15 protein-coding genes are annotated in these 16,265 nt (G+C 59.9%); 7 read left to right on the plus strand and 8 right to left on the minus strand.

Annotated elements, in window-relative coordinates; all coding sequences use genetic code 11:
• Positions 1 to 77: 77 nt before the first annotated feature.
• From I3J13_RS03245 to I3J13_RS03265, 5 genes are all read right to left on the minus strand, one after another.
• Positions 78 to 890 carry an ABC transporter permease gene (locus I3J13_RS03245; protein ID WP_004432617.1) on the minus strand — a complete coding sequence of 271 codons (813 nt, stop codon included), beginning with the start codon at positions 888 to 890 and terminating at the stop codon, positions 78 to 80.
• Positions 891 to 894: 4 nt separating this feature from the next.
• Entirely contained in the window at positions 895 to 1,803 is a 909-nt protein-coding gene (locus I3J13_RS03250) for an ABC transporter permease subunit (protein WP_196378008.1), read from the minus strand.
• A gap of 11 nt (positions 1,804 to 1,814) precedes the next feature.
• Positions 1,815 to 2,972: an ABC transporter ATP-binding protein gene (locus I3J13_RS03255; RefSeq protein ID WP_004432614.1), complete on the minus strand. Its 1,158-nt coding sequence runs from the start codon at positions 2,970 to 2,972 to the stop codon at positions 1,815 to 1,817.
• Between the two features lie 165 nt (positions 2,973 to 3,137).
• Positions 3,138 to 4,235 (minus strand): polyamine ABC transporter substrate-binding protein, encoded by a 1,098-nt coding sequence (locus tag I3J13_RS03260; protein ID WP_004432613.1) that lies wholly within the window; start codon positions 4,233 to 4,235, stop codon positions 3,138 to 3,140.
• 152 nt (positions 4,236 to 4,387) lie between these two features.
• Positions 4,388 to 5,803 carry a short-chain fatty acyl-CoA regulator family protein gene (locus tag I3J13_RS03265; protein ID WP_196378009.1) on the minus strand — a complete coding sequence of 472 codons (1,416 nt, stop codon included), beginning with the start codon at positions 5,801 to 5,803 and terminating at the stop codon, positions 4,388 to 4,390.
• Between the two features lie 255 nt (positions 5,804 to 6,058).
• Between I3J13_RS03265 and aceA the strand changes: the two genes are divergently transcribed.
• Together aceA and I3J13_RS03275 are read left to right on the plus strand one after the other, a co-directional pair.
• Positions 6,059 to 7,348 carry an isocitrate lyase gene (gene aceA / locus I3J13_RS03270; protein WP_196378010.1) on the plus strand — a complete coding sequence of 430 codons (1,290 nt, stop codon included), beginning with the start codon at positions 6,059 to 6,061 and terminating at the stop codon, positions 7,346 to 7,348.
• Between the two features lie 84 nt (positions 7,349 to 7,432).
• Positions 7,433 to 7,690, plus strand: coding sequence for an SMc00767 family acetate metabolism repressor (locus I3J13_RS03275; RefSeq protein WP_004432604.1), 258 nt, complete (start codon positions 7,433 to 7,435; stop codon positions 7,688 to 7,690).
• Positions 7,691 to 7,755: 65 nt separating this feature from the next.
• Here the strand turns inward: I3J13_RS03275 and I3J13_RS03280 are convergent, their stop codons facing one another.
• Complete coding sequence (locus I3J13_RS03280; protein ID WP_196378011.1) at positions 7,756 to 8,079, minus strand: hypothetical protein; 324 nt, start codon at positions 8,077 to 8,079, stop codon at positions 7,756 to 7,758.
• 142 nt (positions 8,080 to 8,221) lie between these two features.
• Positions 8,222 to 9,094, minus strand: a complete 873-nt coding sequence (locus tag I3J13_RS03285) for a LysR family transcriptional regulator (RefSeq protein WP_196378012.1) — start codon at positions 9,092 to 9,094, stop codon at positions 8,222 to 8,224.
• An 85-nt stretch (positions 9,095 to 9,179) separates the two neighbouring features.
• Between I3J13_RS03285 and I3J13_RS03290 the strand changes: the two genes are divergently transcribed.
• The gene (locus I3J13_RS03290; protein ID WP_196378013.1) at positions 9,180 to 9,527 is read left to right on the plus strand and encodes a hypothetical protein; all 348 of its coding nucleotides are present in this window, start codon (positions 9,180 to 9,182) and stop codon (positions 9,525 to 9,527) included.
• A 314-nt stretch (positions 9,528 to 9,841) separates the two neighbouring features.
• Here I3J13_RS03290 and I3J13_RS03295 read toward each other — a convergent pair whose 3' ends face one another.
• Positions 9,842 to 11,026 carry a BaiN/RdsA family NAD(P)/FAD-dependent oxidoreductase gene (locus tag I3J13_RS03295; RefSeq protein ID WP_196378014.1) on the minus strand — a complete coding sequence of 395 codons (1,185 nt, stop codon included), beginning with the start codon at positions 11,024 to 11,026 and terminating at the stop codon, positions 9,842 to 9,844.
• A 123-nt stretch (positions 11,027 to 11,149) separates the two neighbouring features.
• On the opposite strand from I3J13_RS03295, the gene I3J13_RS03300 reads away from it, so the two are divergent.
• The 4 genes from I3J13_RS03300 to pgl all read left to right on the plus strand — a co-directional run bounded on the left by I3J13_RS03300 (position 11,150) and on the right by pgl (position 16,206).
• Entirely contained in the window at positions 11,150 to 12,586 is a 1,437-nt protein-coding gene (locus I3J13_RS03300; protein WP_035260676.1) for a glutamine synthetase family protein, read from the plus strand.
• 12 nt (positions 12,587 to 12,598) lie between these two features.
• The gene (locus tag I3J13_RS03305) at positions 12,599 to 13,885 is read left to right on the plus strand and encodes an NAD(P)/FAD-dependent oxidoreductase (RefSeq protein WP_196378015.1); all 1,287 of its coding nucleotides are present in this window, start codon (positions 12,599 to 12,601) and stop codon (positions 13,883 to 13,885) included.
• A gap of 136 nt (positions 13,886 to 14,021) precedes the next feature.
• A complete protein-coding gene (gene zwf, locus I3J13_RS03310; RefSeq protein ID WP_196378016.1) occupies positions 14,022 to 15,497 on the plus strand; it encodes a glucose-6-phosphate dehydrogenase in 1,476 nt (491 codons plus the stop codon).
• A gap of 10 nt (positions 15,498 to 15,507) precedes the next feature.
• Complete coding sequence (pgl, locus tag I3J13_RS03315; protein WP_020812896.1) at positions 15,508 to 16,206, plus strand: 6-phosphogluconolactonase; 699 nt, start codon at positions 15,508 to 15,510, stop codon at positions 16,204 to 16,206.
• Positions 16,207 to 16,265: the final 59 nt, after the last annotated feature.

The raw sequence follows: 16,265 nt of genomic DNA on the forward strand, positions 1-16,265 counted from the left end.
GCCGAAACTAAATTAACAGTTTCTACTTTTCTGGCGATTTCAACAGTAACGCGTAAAAATCGACGCAGGATATTCGATCAGTTCCGCGCCGCCGCGTGTTCGTCCCGCATCCGCTGCAATTCGGTGCGTTTGGAAGCGATGGAGGCGACAATCACGCCGATGGTGACAAGCCCGATCAGGATCGTGCAGATGGCGTTGATTTCCGGCGTCACGCCGAGACGAACCTGCGAATAGATCTTGATCGGCAGCGTGGTTGCGCCGGGGCCGGTGGCGAAGCTGGCGATCACCAGATCGTCGAGCGACAGGGTGAAGGCCAGCATCCAGCCGGCAATGACGGCGGGGAAGATGAGCGGCAGGGTGATGCGGAAGAAGGTCTTGACCGGCGGGCAGCCGAGATCGAGCGCGGCTTCCTCTAGACTGCGATCGAAGGTCAGGAGCCGCGACTGCACGACGATCGCCACGTAACACATGGTGAAAGTCGTATGGGCGATAACCACCGTCCAGAAACCGCGATCCACTCCAACGGCCACGAAGAGCAGCAGCAGCGACAGGCCGGTAATCACTTCCGGCATGACGAGCGGTGCATAGATCATGCCCGAAAACAGCACCCGGCCCGGAAACCGCGCGAACCGCGTCAGCGACAGCGCCGCCAGCGTTCCGAGGATGGTGCCGATGGTGGCGCTGAGGATACCGACGCGCAGCGTCACCCAGGCCGCATCCATCAACCCCTGGTTAGACCACATGGAGCGGTACCATTGCAGCGAGAAACCGCCCCAGACGGTGACGAGCTTCGAGGCGTTGAAGGAATAAACGATCAGGATGATGATCGGGATATAAAGAAAGGCAAAACCGAGGGTGAGGACGGTGATGTCGAATTTTCCACGCTTCATGGCCTCACCCCACCTTCTTCTGCTGGTTCTGGAAGATGGCGATGGGCACCACCAGCAACAGCAGTAGCAGCACGGCGACGGCGGAGGCCAAGGGCCAGTCGCGGTTGCCGAAGAATTCCGTCCACAGCGTCTTGCCGATCATCAACGTCTGGGCGCCGCCGAGCAGATCGGGGATGACGAATTCCCCTGTTATTGGAATGAAGCAGATCATCGAGCCGGCCACGACGCCCGGCAGCGACAGCGGGAAGGTGATCTTCCAGAAGGCTTTCCATGGCGGGCAGCCGAGATCGGCCGCCGCTTCCAGCAGCGTATTGTCGAGCTTTTCCAGCGCTGAATAGAGCGGCAGCACCATGAAGGGCAGATAGGAATAAACGATGCCGATGAAGATCGCCGTCTCGGTGCGGAAGATATTGACCTGCTGGTCCGGCCCGAGAAAACCGAGCCATTGGAACAGCACAGTCAGCAGGCCTTCCGGCTTCAGAATGCCGATCCAGGCATAAACGCGGATCAGGAACGAGGTCCAGAACGGCAGGATCACCAGCATCACCAGCGTCGGGCGCACGGAAGACGGCGCGCGCGCCATGGCCAGCGCCATGGGATAACCGATCAAAAGAAGCAGGAAGGTGGAGATGAAGGCGATGCGCAGCGATGACAGATAGGCGTCGATGTAGAGCGGGTCTTCCGTCAGGAAGAGGTAATTTTCGAAATCCAGTTCGGAGAAGAACGCGCCGAGCTTCGAAAATCCCTCGAAGACCGGCGTATAGGGCGGCATGGAGATCGCCGTATCCGACAGCGAGATTTTGAAGATGATGAAAAACGGTGCTGCGAAGAATAACAGCAGCCAGAAATAGGGAACCGCGACGACCAGCCAGCGCCAGGGGCTTTGCCGGTTTTCAGGAGTGGTGATCGCCATCGAAGCCTCCCTCAGCGCGTCAGGACGAGGCCGGAATCCGGCTTCCAGTTCAGCCACACCATATCGCCGAAGGTGATCGGGCGATCGACGAGACGCGAAACATTCGCCTGCGCGGCGCGAATGACGCGGCCATCGGCAAGCTTGACGATGAAGACGGAGAAGTCGCCGAGATAGCCGATATCCCAGACCTCGCCATAGGCAGAATTGACGCTGCTGTCGCCGGGCTGGTCGAGCGAGATGCGGACCTTTTCCGGGCGGATGGCGAAAGCCACCTGGCTGCCGGTCGCAGCGGCGCATTCCTGCTCCACCGCCACCTTCAGCCCTTCGCAATCCAGCGTCACCAGACCGGGCTTGCCGATATCGGAAGCATTGGCGACGACATTGGCGTCGAAAATATTGATATCGCCGATGAAATCCGCCACGTAGCGGCTGTTCGGCGCTTCATAGATCTCGGCCGGCGTCGCCACCTGCACGACATTGCCCTTGTCCATGACAGCGATGCGGTCCGAGACCGTCATCGCTTCTTCCTGATCGTGGGTGACGATGAGGAAGGTGAGACCGAGATTGGTCTGGATGTCCATCAGTTCGAATTGCGTTTCCTCGCGCAGCTTCTTGTCGAGCGCGCCGAGCGGTTCATCCAGCAGAAGCACCTTGGGCCGCTTGGCAAGCGAGCGGGCAAGCGCCACGCGCTGCCGCTGGCCGCCTGAAAGCTGGCTTGGCTTGCGCCTTGCAAATTCCGTGAGCTTGACGAGCCGCAGCATTTCTTCGACGCGAGCGGCGATATCCGCCTTGGGCAGACCGTCCTGCTCCAGACCGAAAGCGACGTTCTTTTCCACCGACATATGCGGGAAAAGCGCGTAGGACTGGAACATCATGTTGGTGGGCCGCTTATAGGGCGGCACGCCGGAAATATCCTTGCCCTGCAGCAGGATGCGGCCTTCGGTCGGTTCCTCGAAACCGGCCAGCATGCGCATCAGCGTGGTCTTGCCGCAGCCGGAGGGACCGAGCAGTGAGAAGAATTCGCGTTCATAGATATCGAGCGTCAGATTGTTGACGGCGACGAAATCGCCAAAACGTTTGGTGACGTTTTCAAAGCGGATGAAGGGCACCGCATCGGGATTGTCCCAAGGGCTAAATTTGCGTTTGACCGGCCCCAGAGTTTTCGCCATTCACCCTACCCTCAAATCCCGTTGGTCGTGTAGATTTGAGCATCGGATTTTCCGACTTTCGGTCCGATGCTTTGAGGCGGGCAGCGCCGGCAGGTAAAGGAACCTGCCGGCAAAGGATCAGAGAAACAGGCCCGCCGGCCGTTCCTCAACCAGCGGGCGGAAGTGTCAGCTGCCGGTCTTTATCTGCGTCCAGACGCGGTTCAGGACGCGCTGTTCCTTAGGTCCGTAGGGCGAGATGGTGAAGAGCTTCTTCAGCGTCTCGGCATCGGGATAGACCGCCGGGTTCTTGGCGACGGACTCATCCATCAGCGCCTGCGAGGCGAGGTTGCCATTGGCATACTGAACATAGTTGGAGGCCTTGGCGATGACTTCCGGCCGCATCAGATAATTGATGAAGGCGTGGGCTTCCTCGACATTCTTGGCATCCGCCGGGATGGCAAGGTTGTCGAACCACATATAGGTGCCTTCCTTCGGAATGACGTAGTTCACCTCGACGCCGTTCTTGGCTTCCTCGGCACGGCTCTTCGCCTGCAGGATATCGCCCGACCAGCCGATGGTGATGCAGCTGTCGCCGTTCGCCAGTTCATCGATATAGGCGGAAGAGTTGAAGGTCTTCACATAGGGGCGGATCTTCATGTAGACGTCGCCGCCCGCCTCGAGATCGGCGGTTTCCTTGCTATCCGGATTCTTGCCGAGATAGTTCATGGCGATGGCGAAGGTCTCGTCCGACGCATCGAGAATATTGATGCCGCAGGATTTCAGCTTTTCGGCATTTTCCGGCTTGAAGAGAATATCCCAGCTGTCGACCGGAACATCGCCGAGCGCCGCCTTCACCTTGGCGACGTTGTAACCGATGCCGGTGGTGCCCCACATGTAGTTCACGGCATATTCGTTGCCGGGGTCGTATTTCGCCAGACGCTCGGAAACCTCGGGCCACATGTTCTTCAGATTCGGCAACTTGGACTTGTCGAGTTTCTGGAACACGCCGGCATTGATCTGGCGGGCGAGGAAGGGCCCGGTCGGCACCACGACATCATAACCGGAGCTGCCGGCCAGAAGCTTGGTTTCCACAAGCTCGTTGCTGTCGAAAACGTCATAGACGACCTTGATGCCGGTTTCCTTGGTGAAATCGGCAAGAATCGATTCGTCGATATAATCCGACCAGTTATAGACGTGGACGACCTTCTCCTGGGCCATTGCCGAGCCTGCTGCAACGAGCGCGGTGGTGAGAGCCAAGGTCAGGCGGAGAGAACGGTTTTTCATGATGTCTCCTGTTAACGCATCCTCACGATGGGAGCGTGATCCCCTTTTTTGGGAGAGACTAGAAAGGAAAACAAAAGGGAGCAAGCGGGAAATGTGCAGCACAGCATTTTCAACCAAATGTGTTCCGGCCACAAAAAAGCGAATGGAAACACCTACTGGAAGTCGAAAACACTGAGGCCGGTCACCATTTCATCGAGCCCGAGCGGCCGCGTCAGCGGCGCTTCCGCCCGCGACAGACAGCCCTGCCTTTCGCACAGCCGACACGAAGGACCGACGGCGACGGGCGCAGCACCCGAGGCGGCCGGGCCATAGACGGTATCTGCGGCCTGGGCGAGATCGCAGCCGAGAAGCACGGCGGTGCGCCTCACCCTTTCGCCGAAACCCGCCTGCGGACCTTCCAGCGTGCGCGAAACGGTCAGGAAAGCGTCGCCATCCGGCATCTCCACCGCTTCCACCAGCACCTGTCCCGGCTGGGCAAAAGCGGCATGGATGTTGAGACGCGGACAGAGGCCGCCGAACCGCGCCCTTGGAAAACCGCTGGCCCCGGCAAGGCGGAAACGGTTGCCGGCATTGTCGATCTCCATCAGGAAAAACGGGATCGCCGCGGCTGACGGCCGTTGCAGGCTGACGAGGCGGTTGGCTGCCTGTTCGAAAGAAACGTTGAAGCGCGAGCGCAGGACATCAAGGTCATATCTGGCTCGCTGGGCGGCGCTGAGGAATGCGCCATAGGGCATCATCAACGCATGGGCGGCGTAGCGCGCCAGTTCGAAGCGGGCGATGCGCCTTGCCTCCTCCCCTTTCACGCCAAGCCCTTCAAGCTCCGTGCCGATTTCTTCGCGAAGCGCCAGAAGACAGGTCTCCATCGCCATTTCCCTGAGCTGGTCCGGTTGCGACAGGCGTTCGGATAAAAACAGCCGCATGGAATGGCGGTCGTAACGCCGCCTGAGGTTTGGCATGGCATGAACCGGCAGGGTGCGGACCACGATGCCGTGGTTTTTCTGAAGCCATGCACGAAGGCCGGAGGCGAGATCGTCGCCCGCCGATAAGTGTTTGTGGAGTTCTTCCGCCGCCGCATCGATGGCATGGAAATAGGCCGGCCGGTTTTCAAAGACATGCCGCACCTCGTCAATCGGCAGGCGGGTGGAAGAGAGTGCCGTCTCATGCCCTTCCCGCGCCAGAAGATCGGAGAGGTCGGAAAGGCGCTGCGCCTGCTCCCTATAGGCCCGGTAAAGCTTGAGGACGCCGCTTGCCGCATTGGGCGCGGCATCGGCCACCTCGATCAGCTCCTGCGGCGACGGCACCTCCCCCGCCAGCAACGGATCGGCGAAGACCTCGCGCAGCTGCCCGGCGGAACCGGCGCTTTCACCCTGCAGGTCATCCAGATCGACCTTGTAAACGGAGGCAAGCTTCAAAAGCAGCTGCACCGTCAGCGGCCGCTGGTTGCGCTCGATGAGATTGAGATAGGACGGCGAAATCGCCAGCGCCTCGGCCATGGCCGTCTGCGTCAGCGCGAGACCATTGCGAATGCGGCGCACGCGCGGGCCTGCAAAAATCTTGTTTTCCGACACCGCCTCACCTCCCCGTGCCTGCGACTCATACAAACCTGTTACAAACTCTGCGGGCAAAAGACTTTTACAAAATTTACAATTTTACAGCTCCCGCCTGTCATGCACACTACAGGATAACCTCTTTCAAGTCACTGTTTTTATGTTTGTTCTGGCACTCAAATCTCGAAAAATGTAAATGTAGTCACATCGAACGGCGCCACATGATGTTGAAGAGGGCCCGTTACGGAAACCGCATTTATCATGGGAGAGAGAAGTATGACGGATTTTTACAAACTTGTTCCGGGTGCTGCGCAGGGACGTTTCGATGGCATCGAGCGCACCTACACCGCCGCCGACGTGGAGCGGCTGCGCGGCTCCGTCGACATCCGCCATTCGCTGGCCGAGATGGGCGCGAACCGGCTGTGGAAGCTGATCAACGAGGAAAATTTCGTCAACGCGCTTGGCGCGCTTTCCGGCAACCAGGCCATGCAGATGGTTCGCGCCGGGCTGAAGGCGATCTATCTTTCCGGCTGGCAGGTTGCGGCGGATGCCAATACGGCGTCAGCCATGTATCCGGACCAATCGCTTTACCCGGCCAATGCCGCACCGGAACTCGCAAAGCGCATCAACCGCACCCTGCAGCGTGCCGACCAGATCGAGACGGCGGAGGGCAAGGGCCTTTCGGTCGACACCTGGTTCGCGCCGATCGTTGCCGATGCGGAGGCCGGTTTCGGCGGGCCGCTCAACGCTTTCGAGATCATGAAGGCCTTTATCGAGGCAGGTGCTGCGGGTGTTCATTATGAAGACCAGCTGGCATCGGAAAAGAAATGCGGCCATCTCGGCGGCAAGGTTCTGATACCGACGGCGGCGCATATCCGCAACCTGACGGCGGCGCGGCTTGCGGCTGACGTCATGGGTGTACCGACGCTGGTTATCGCCCGCACGGATGCGGAGGCCGCGAAGCTCCTGACCTCCGACATCGATGAGCGCGACCGTCCCTTCGTGGATTACGATGCCGGCCGCACCGTCGAGGGTTTCTATCAGGTCAAGAACGGTCTTGAGCCCTGCATCGCCCGCGCGGTTGCCTATGCGCCCTATTGCGACCTGATCTGGTGCGAAACATCAAAGCCGGATCTCGAGCAGGCGCGCAGGTTTGCGGAAGGCGTGCACAAGGTGCATCCGGGAAAGAAGCTCGCCTACAATTGCTCGCCGTCGTTCAACTGGAAAAAGAACCTCGACGACGCGACGATTGCCAAGTTCCAGCGCGAGCTGGGCGCGATGGGCTACAAGTTCCAGTTCATCACGCTCGCCGGTTTCCACCAGCTGAATTTCGGCATGTTCGAACTGGCGCGCGGTTACAAGGACCGGCAGATGGCGGCCTATTCCGAGCTTCAGGAAGCGGAATTCGCAGCCGAGGCCAATGGTTACACCGCCACCAAGCACCAGCGCGAAGTCGGCACCGGCTATTTCGACGCCGTGTCTCTGGCAATCTCTGGCGGCACGTCGTCAACGACAGCCATGAAGGAATCCACCGAGCACGACCAGTTCCGCCCGGCGGCCGAATAAAATCGAAAAACTGCCCTTCCCGGTGACGGGAAGGGCTTGCAAACCGGATCAAGAACCCCAACCAATAATGAGAGGAGAAATGCCATGAATGCCCATAACCCCATCAAGACCCACGTCAAGGAACGCGCCGAGGAACAGTCCTCCGCCATGACGCAGGATCAGCAGGCCGCCATCCGCATGCTGGCCAATGATCTGCACCGCCTCAACCAGGCCGTCATGAAAGCGGTTGAGGCCGGCGTTTCCGTCGAGCTGGTCCGCTCGGCCCGCCACCATGGCGGCGGCGGCAACTGGGGGGATCTGCTTATCCCCGTCATCGTCGCACAGGGGCGTGACGCCGCCTGAAACGAAAGACCGGAACATCATAATCGATGCTCCGGTCTTCAACGCAAACGTCAGAAGTGCCCGCCTCAGAAGCTCGCCGACACGGAAACGCCGATGCTTACATTGACGCCCATCGCCTCGACGTTACTCTGGAGTTGAGGCGCATAGGGAGCGAAGCAGGCAAGCTGCGTCAGGGGAATCGGGTTCAGAACGGCGGGAGATTCCCACGCCAAATGCATCGCCACGCCGCCCACGAGCTTTTCCCAGCCTGCGATCTTGGTGCCTGCGGCTGCCGGCGCAATTGCCGTGACAGATTGCGAAAGAGCATCGGCAACGACTGCCGCGAGACCCTTGCTGACCGCTGCATAAAAGAGCTTTGCTGCTTCTTCCGGCGTTCCTGCTGCGGACATCGCATTTACATATGATGCTGAAATTATCATGGTGGCCTCAACCTAAAGGGGTTAAACTTACAAAAAGCAACCTATGGATATTTTGACGCACGCGCAACTATAAATTATTTAAAGTTATTTATGCAACTAAAAGTAATTTCACCTATGCGGGGCGGCTCTTGCGTCCGGCATATAGATCGGAATGGCTCTTGATCAGACGGGTCATCCGATCCGCCACCGCCCTGATATCGCGGCGGTGGCGATCGTCATTGTTCATGACGATCCATTGATTGTGGCGAAGGCTCTCCAGTTCTTCGCCTTCCCGAGCGAGCCGCGCATCCACATCGCCCACGAAACAGGGAAGCACCGCGACCCCCGCCCCGGCCAGCACCAGATCGAGAAGCGCCGTCGGACGGTTCACCGTTACCACGATCTCGTTGTTACGATTTTCATGCGGCCAGCGCAGATAGGTTGAAATGGCGTTTTCCTCCGCCACCGCCAGCCAGCGGTCGGCGACGGAAACGGCGGCGTTGCGCAGCCTGTAGGGCGCATAGGCCACCTCCCCCGTCCTGATGGCGGCAAGGTTCTTTTCCTGCGGCTCGAAAGCGCGGATGCCGATGTCGTTTTCACGATGGGCCAGAGACGCCCTCTGTTCGGCAATGAAAAGGTCGATGCGGAAATCATCGCGGTCGGTGCAGATGGCGGAGAAATTTCCGGTCAGCAGCCAGGCGTTCCAGGTGCCGACGGCAATGCGCACGACAGACGAGGCCGACGACGCCTTCTGCCATCCCTCGATGTCCCTTGCCGCATTCTCCATCGCCTGAAGCCGGTCGAACAGCGTGCGGCCATCCGCCGTCAAGGCGTATCCCGTCTGGCTGCGCTGGAACAGCGCCTTGCCGATACGCTCCTCCAGCTCGACCATGCGCCGCCCCACCGTCGCGGGGCTCAAGCCCGTCAGCGCCGAAGCACCCGTCAGGCCGCCGCTACGTGACACATCGAGGAAAAGCTGATAGGAATCCCAGGTGACGTTTTTCATGGGTGAAAAACGTAGCGCATTTTCTTGCGCAGATAAATCAAAAAACGGCGTGCATCATGGCCCTCCGCATTAGAAGGAGAGCGACATGCACGCGATTTTTGCAGCCCGCATTATCATCGAAAACCAGCAGCCGCGCACACGGCACGAAGCCATTCTGCAGGAAGAGAAATTTTATGCCGATATGGCCGAGGCATCTCAGCCGTGGCGGCTTTTCAGCGCGCTTATAAGCCGGCTTAGAGCAAAAAGCCGCAGATCAGTGAAAGAGGGCGATCAGGGCTGCCAGAGCACCGGCGGCGATGAGGCTCAGGCGAAAGGCCAGTTGTCGGCTCTCGCTTTCGACGTGGGCGATGGCAATGGCGCGAGGGCGGCGATGTGCAGATCTGTTCATGCGCGGGTTCCTGACGAAAAACTCAACCGACCCATGCCCTGTTAAGGCCTCCAGCATGACTTCATGTGCAGCGGGATCATTGAGCGATCCGGCTTTGCTGGCATTTGGTCAGGATGACTCCACGCCCATTAACAGATTATTAAAAGAGCGAGGAAGGGCCACAACTTTACCAACTGAAATTGAGTTGGCGAACAGGTCACATCCGCACTCCGTCACCCCGGCCTAATTCCGGGGTCCAGCGCGATCAAGTCCTTGATCGCGAAAGACTCTTCACGGCGCAGACGCGCGGTGGCTGGATGCCGGATCAAGTCCGGCATGACGAAGGAGGAAGGTCCGAACTTTTCCACGGCCAGAGACGATCACGCGAATTCACCCGCCGCCTGCCCGGACGCCCAGGCCCACTGGAAATTATAACCGCCGAGCCAGCCGGTCACATCGACACATTCGCCGATGAAATAGAGGCCGGGCACGGACTTCGCAGCCATGCTGCGGGAATCGAGGCCGGTCGTGTCCACCCCGCCGAGCGTGACTTCCGCCGTGCGATAACCTTCCGAACCGGCGGGCTTGATCTGCCAGTCCTGCACCTCGCCCGCCAGCTTCGCCAGCACCTTGTCGGACATATCCGCCAGATGGCCGGTGAGACCGGATTGTTCGACGACGTGCTGGGCAAGACGCTTCGGCAGGATTTCCGACAAGGCGGTCTGGGGCGACTGGCGGCCGTTCTTCTGTTTCGCCTGCTTCAGCAGCGCAGCTATATCGCGATGCGGTTCAAGCTTCAGGCGGATGGCATCGCCTTCGCGCCAGTAGGAGGAGATTTGCAGGATAGAGGGACCGCTCAAGCCGCGATGGGTGAAGAGCAGCGCTTCCTCAAACGACGTCTTGCCGTGGAAAACCTCGGCCGGAACGGCGACGCCGGCAAGCGGGCTCAGCTTTTCCAGCGAGGCGGGATCGAGCGTCAGCGGCACGAGGCCCGGACGAGTCTCGACGAGCGGCAGGCCGAACTGTTCGGCGATCTGATAGGCAAAACCGGTCGCGCCCATTTTCGGGATCGACTTGCCGCCCGTCGCCACAATGAGGCTTTCCGCCTCGATGACGCCGACGGATGTCGTGGCGCGGAAACGGGCGCCATCATGGGTGACGGCCGAGACTGACGTTTCGAGCCGCAGCTTCGCATTCACCGCCTGCATTTCGCCAAGCAGCATGCGAATGATGTCCTTGGCGCTGTCATCGCAAAAGAGCTGGCCGAGCGTTTTTTCATGCCAGCCGATGCGGTGTTTTTCGACAAGGGCAATGAAATCGCGCGGCGTATAACGGGCGAGCGCGGATTTGGCGAAATGCGGATTGGCGGAGAGATAATTCTTCGGCCCGGCATGGATATTGGTGAAGTTGCAGCGGCCGCCGCCGGAGATGCGGATCTTTTCGCCCGGCGCTTTCGCATGGTCGAGAATGACGACGGAGCGGCCGCGCTGGCCGGCGCGGATGGCGCACATCATGCCGGCGGCGCCCGCCCCCAAAATCAGCACGTCACATTTCTCTGTCATCATTCCATCCGATCCGTTTCCTTTCCTCTTTTCGAAGTGCCGCCGCTTGTCAATGGCGCTTTCCCCCTCGCCAATTGCCAAACTACGGTTATGATGGCGCCAGTCGAAACACAGACCCGGTGATACATGCCCGCCAAGAAAACCATGCTCCGCCCGAAGAAACAGGCAACCATGGCAAAGACACCTCCCCTCGACCTTTCCTCCCCCCGTGGCGTTTCCTCCTGGCGCGAAGCCGCGCAATGGCTGCGGGCGCGCGGGATCGAAGACATAGAATGCATCACGCCCGACCTTGCCGGCGTTCCGCGCGGCAAGATGATGCCGACGGCGAAATTCACGGGCGATACCTCGCTTGCCCTGCCATCCGCGCTCTACCGCCATACGATCTCCGGCGAATATCCCGATGAGACCGCGAATTTCCGTTACGAGCCGCGTGACAGCGACCTGAAGCTGGTGCCCGATCTTTCCACCCTTTCCGTCGTGCCCTGGGAAACGGACCCGACCGCGCAGGTGATCTGCGACGTGGTGGATGCCGAGGGCAATTTCGTGCCCTACACGCCGCGCAACGTGCTGAAGAATGTGCTTTCGCTCTATACCGAAAAGGGCTGGAAGCCGGTCGTCGCACCTGAGATCGAATTCTACCTCGTTGCCATGAATGACGACCCGGATTATCCGTTGCATCCGCCGAAGGGCCGGTCCGGCCGTTCCATCGTCGGCGGGCAGAGCTATTCCATCGCCGGCATCAACGAATTCGACGAGTTGATCGACGACATCTATCATTTCTCCGAAAAGCAGGGCCTCGAGATCGATACGCTGATCCACGAGGAAGGCCCGGCGCAGCTGGAGATCAACCTGCGCCATGGCGATCCGATCGAGCTTGCCGACCAGGTCTTCCTGTTCAAGCGCACCATCCGCGAAGCGGCGCTGAAGCACGGCATCTACGCCACCTTCATGGCCAAGCCCATGCAGGGCCAGCCGGGTTCGGCCATGCACATCCACCAGTCGGTGGTGGAGATCGACAGCGGCCGCAATATCTTCTCCAATGCCGATGGCAGCCCTTCGAAAGAATTCTTCTCCTTCGTGGGCGGCATGCAGCGTTATGTTCCGAACGCTCTCGTCATGCTGGCGCCCTATGTGAATTCCTATCGCCGCCTGACGCCCGACATGGCCTGCCCGGTCAACAATGCCTGGGGCTACGACAACCGCACGACCGCCTTCCGCGTGCCGATTTCCGGCCCGCAGGCGCGGCGCGTCGAAAACCGCCTGCCGAGTTCGGACGCCAATCCCTATCTCGCGCTTGCCGCCTCGCTCGGCTGCGGCTGGCTTGGCATCGTCAACAATATCGAGCCGACCGAACCCACCGCCGATACCGCCAATGAAGGCTCCATCGAATTGCCGCGCGGTCTTCTGGAAGCCGTGGCGCTGCTGGAAGGCGAAGAGCAGTTCGACCGGGTGTTCGGCCATGAATTCGTGGGCCTCTATGCCGGTCTGAAACGTGGGGAGTTCGAGACCTTCATGCAGGTCATCAGCCCCTGGGAGCGGGAATTCCTGCTTCTCAACGTGTGAGGAACCCCGAGCATGACATGGCAAAGCCCGATTGCGCCGGGAATTTCCTGGTATCAGGCAACCGTTGGCGAGCGGCCGGACTATCCCGCTCTCGACGGGTCGAAAGAGGTGGACGTCGCCATCATCGGCGGCGGTTATACCGGCCTTCAGGCCGCCTGTAACCTCGCCGAAAACGGCGTCTCCGTCGCCCTCATCGAAGCGCATCGCTTCGGCGATGGTGCTTCCGGCCGCAATGGCGGGCAATTCGGCACCGGCCAGCGCTCCTTCCCCGACGAGATGGAAGAAGAGATCGGCTTCGAGCAATCGAAGCTACTGTTCGACATTGCCGAGGACGCCAAAAACTACCTGCGCGGCTTCGCCGTCAGCCGCGGCATCGACATGGAATATCTTCCCGGGCAGCTCTATGTGGCGCACAAGGCCGCTTACGAGGACGACTATCGCCGCAGTGTCGATGCGATGAATAATCGCTATGGCTATCCGCATATTTCCTACATGGAACGTGTAGAAGCACGCAAACGTGTCGGCTCCACCCATTATTTCGGCGGCACGCGCGATACCGGCACCGGCCATATCCACCCGTTGAAGCTGCTGGTCGGGCTGGCGAAGGCGGCGAAAGCGGCGGGTGCCGGCATTTATGAAATGACGCCGGCGAAATCCATCCGTCAGGCTGGCGGCAAGACCATCATCGAAACGCCTTTCGGTACGATCACCGCGCCGCGGGTTCTGATCGCCACCAATGCCTATATCGGCAATCTGGAACCGGTGACGGCCGCCCATATCATGCCGATCCGTTCCTTCATCGGCGCCACCGTGCCGCTGGATGCGTTTCCCGACATCATTCCCGACCGGGAGGCCGTAGCGGATTCGCGGTTCGTGGTGCGCTACTTCCGCAAGACGGCCGATAACCGGCTGCTGTTCGGCGGCCGCGAAGCCTATACGGCCGATACGCCGCGCGATATTTCCAGCCACATCCGCCGGCAGATCGCGGAAATCTATCCTGCGCTGAAAGATATAGAGATTAGCCATTCCTGGGGCGGCTCCGTCGGCATTACCCTGCCGCGCAAAGTCTTCGTGCGCGAGGTCATGCCGGGCGTCACCTCCATCGGCGGTTATTCCGGCCATGGGGTGATGCTGTCGAACTATTGCGGCAAGCTCTATGCCGATCTCGTTCTCGGCAAAAAGGACATGCTGGCGCCCTTCGCGCAGCTGAAGGTGCCCTCTTTCCCCGGCGGGGCGTCGCTGCGCGCACCGCTGCTTTTCCTCGCGCTCTCCTGGTACGCGTTGCGAGACAGGTTTTAGGCCAATGTTTACAGACTGTTGCCGGCGACGGACGAGTTGCCGGAAGCAAAATTCATAATTTCACATAACTGAGTCTGGCATTTTTAAATCGATTAGATTATTGATGCCCCAACCTTTGAAGATCGAGAGAATCGATATGAGCAGTCAGATCATTCCTGTTGAACCTTTTGATTGTGTCGTTTTCGGCGGCACGGGCGATCTTGCCGAGCGCAAGCTTCTGCCGGCCCTTTATCACCGGCAGGTCGAAGGCCAGTTCACGGAGCCGACCCGCATCATCGGTGCGTCGCGCTCGGTCATGACCCATGAGGAATATCGCAAATTCGCGCAGGACGCGCTGAAGGAGCACCTGAAGGCCGGCGAATATGACGACGCGCAGGTCGCCATCTTCCTGAACAGGCTTTTCTACGTGCCAGTCGATGCCAAGGGCAATAATGGCTGGGACGTGCTGAAGAAGCTGCTGGACGAGGGCAAGGAGCGTGTGCGCGCCTTCTATCTGGCTGTTGCGCCCGGCATTTTCGGCGATATTGCCGACAAGATCCGCGAGCACAAGCTCATCACCCGCTCGACCCGCATCGTCGTTGAAAAGCCGATTGGCCGCGATCTGGCTTCCGCACAGGAACTGAACGACACCATCGGCCACGTTTTCAAGGAAGAGCAGATCTTCCGCATCGACCACTATCTCGGCAAGGAGACGGTGCAGAACCTGATGGCGCTGCGTTTCGCCAATGCGCTTTACGAGCCGCTGTGGAATTCCGCCCATATCGACCACGTTCAGATCACCGTTGCCGAAGCGGTCGGTCTGGAAGGCCGCGCCGGTTATTATGACAAGGCCGGCGCGCTGCGCGACATGGTGCAGAACCATATCCTTCAGCTGCTTTGCCTTGTCGCCATGGAGCCGCCGGCATCCATGAATGCCGAAGCCGTGCGTGACGAAAAGCTCAAGGTTCTGCGCTCGCTGAAGCCAATCGACACCAGCAATGTCGAAAAGCAGACGGTTCGCGGCCAGTATCGCGCCGGCGCTTCCGCCGGTGGCCCGGTCAAGGGCTATCTGGAAGAGCTGGAAGGCGGCGTTTCCAACACCGAAACCTTCGTCGCCATCAAGGCCGAAATCGCCAACTGGCGCTGGGCCGGCGTTCCCTTCTACATCCGCACCGGCAAGCGTCTTGCGACCCGCGTTTCCGAAATCGTCGTCACCTTCAAGCAGATCCCGCATTCGATCTTCGACGATGCGGCCGGCAAGATCGAAGCCAACAAGCTGGTCATCCGCCTGCAGCCGGATGAAGGCGTCAAGCAGTCTCTGCTCATCAAGGACCCCGGCCCGGGCGGCATGCGCCTGCGTCAGGTTTCGCTGGACATGAGCTTCGCCGAAGCCTTCAACGTGCGCAGCCCCGATGCCTATGAGCGGCTGTTGATGGACACCATCCGCTCCAACCAGACGCTGTTCATGCGTCGCGATGAAGTGGAAGCGGCGTGGGATTGGATCGATCCTATTCTCAAGAGCTGGGAAGATCTGGCGCAGGGCGTGCAGGGTTATACCGCCGGAACCTGGGGCCCGAGCGGTTCCATCGCGCTGATCGAGCGCGACGGCCGCACCTGGCACGATGCCGATTGAGGGCCTGGCGATGAGCGAAACGATCCACGTCTTCGACACCGCCGCCGAACTGGCAACCGCTCTTTCGGCGGAAGTTGCCAAGCGCCTTGATGCGGCAACCAAGGATCGCGGTGCGGCAAGCATTGCCGTCTCCGGCGGTTCGACGCCAAAGCTGTTCTTTCAGGCGCTTTCCAAGCACGATCTCGATTGGCCCAATATCAGCGTGACGCTGGTGGACGAGCGTTTCGTGCCACCGGAAAGCGACCGTTCGAACCATCGTCTTGTCGCGGAGAACCTGCTGCAGGACAAGGCGAAGTCGGCTTATTTCGTGCCGCTGTTCCAGCCGGCAGCCTCGCCGGAAGATGCCGCGACGCTTGCGACCGTCAAGACCGAGGCGATCTGCGATCCCTTCGATGTCGTCATTCTCGGCATGGGAACGGATGGCCACACGGCATCGTTTTTCCCCGGTGGAGACAATCTCTACGAAGCGCTGGACCTTGATGAACCGCGCGGCGTTTTGACCATGGCCGCGGAGAATGCGGGAGAGGAGCGGTTGACCTTCAACTTCTCCAGCCTGCACGATGCCGAGTTTCTGGTGCTGCATATCGAAGGTGCTGCCAAGAAGGCGACGCTGGAGAAGGCACAGTCGGGCGAGGATGAGGATGAAATGCCGATCCGCGCCGTGCTGAATCGCGCTGAAACGCCCGTGGATATATACTGGGCGCCATAAGCTAAACGCCACCGCCGCGATTGCGGCCCGGCGACAAAGCGCCCCGAAGACATGAAGAC

Source organism: Agrobacterium leguminum (assembly GCF_015704895.1).
In the GTDB taxonomy this organism is placed as follows: domain Bacteria; phylum Pseudomonadota; class Alphaproteobacteria; order Rhizobiales; family Rhizobiaceae; genus Agrobacterium; species Agrobacterium leguminum.

What these genes read in the sequence shown, in the direction of transcription:
- I3J13_RS03275 (WP_004432604.1), top strand. Translation starts at nt 7,433, where the DNA reads ATGAATGCCCATAACCCCATCAAGACCCACGTCAAGGAACGCGCCGAG.
- I3J13_RS03245 (WP_004432617.1), bottom strand. Translation starts at nt 890, where the DNA reads ATGAAGCGTGGAAAATTCGACATCACCGTCCTCACCCTCGGTTTTGCC.
- aceA (WP_196378010.1), top strand. Translation starts at nt 6,059, where the DNA reads ATGACGGATTTTTACAAACTTGTTCCGGGTGCTGCGCAGGGACGTTTC.
- zwf (WP_196378016.1), top strand. Translation starts at nt 14,022, where the DNA reads ATGAGCAGTCAGATCATTCCTGTTGAACCTTTTGATTGTGTCGTTTTC.
- pgl (WP_020812896.1), top strand. Translation starts at nt 15,508, where the DNA reads ATGAGCGAAACGATCCACGTCTTCGACACCGCCGCCGAACTGGCAACC.
- I3J13_RS03295 (WP_196378014.1), bottom strand. Translation starts at nt 11,026, where the DNA reads ATGATGACAGAGAAATGTGACGTGCTGATTTTGGGGGCGGGCGCCGCC.
- I3J13_RS03255 (WP_004432614.1), bottom strand. Translation starts at nt 2,972, where the DNA reads ATGGCGAAAACTCTGGGGCCGGTCAAACGCAAATTTAGCCCTTGGGAC.
- I3J13_RS03280 (WP_196378011.1), bottom strand. Translation starts at nt 8,079, where the DNA reads ATGTCCGCAGCAGGAACGCCGGAAGAAGCAGCAAAGCTCTTTTATGCA.
- I3J13_RS03250 (WP_196378008.1), bottom strand. Translation starts at nt 1,803, where the DNA reads ATGGCGATCACCACTCCTGAAAACCGGCAAAGCCCCTGGCGCTGGCTG.
- I3J13_RS03300 (WP_035260676.1), top strand. Translation starts at nt 11,150, where the DNA reads ATGCCCGCCAAGAAAACCATGCTCCGCCCGAAGAAACAGGCAACCATG.
- I3J13_RS03290 (WP_196378013.1), top strand. Translation starts at nt 9,180, where the DNA reads ATGCACGCGATTTTTGCAGCCCGCATTATCATCGAAAACCAGCAGCCG.
- I3J13_RS03285 (WP_196378012.1), bottom strand. Translation starts at nt 9,094, where the DNA reads ATGAAAAACGTCACCTGGGATTCCTATCAGCTTTTCCTCGATGTGTCA.
- I3J13_RS03305 (WP_196378015.1), top strand. Translation starts at nt 12,599, where the DNA reads ATGACATGGCAAAGCCCGATTGCGCCGGGAATTTCCTGGTATCAGGCA.
- I3J13_RS03260 (WP_004432613.1), bottom strand. Translation starts at nt 4,235, where the DNA reads ATGAAAAACCGTTCTCTCCGCCTGACCTTGGCTCTCACCACCGCGCTC.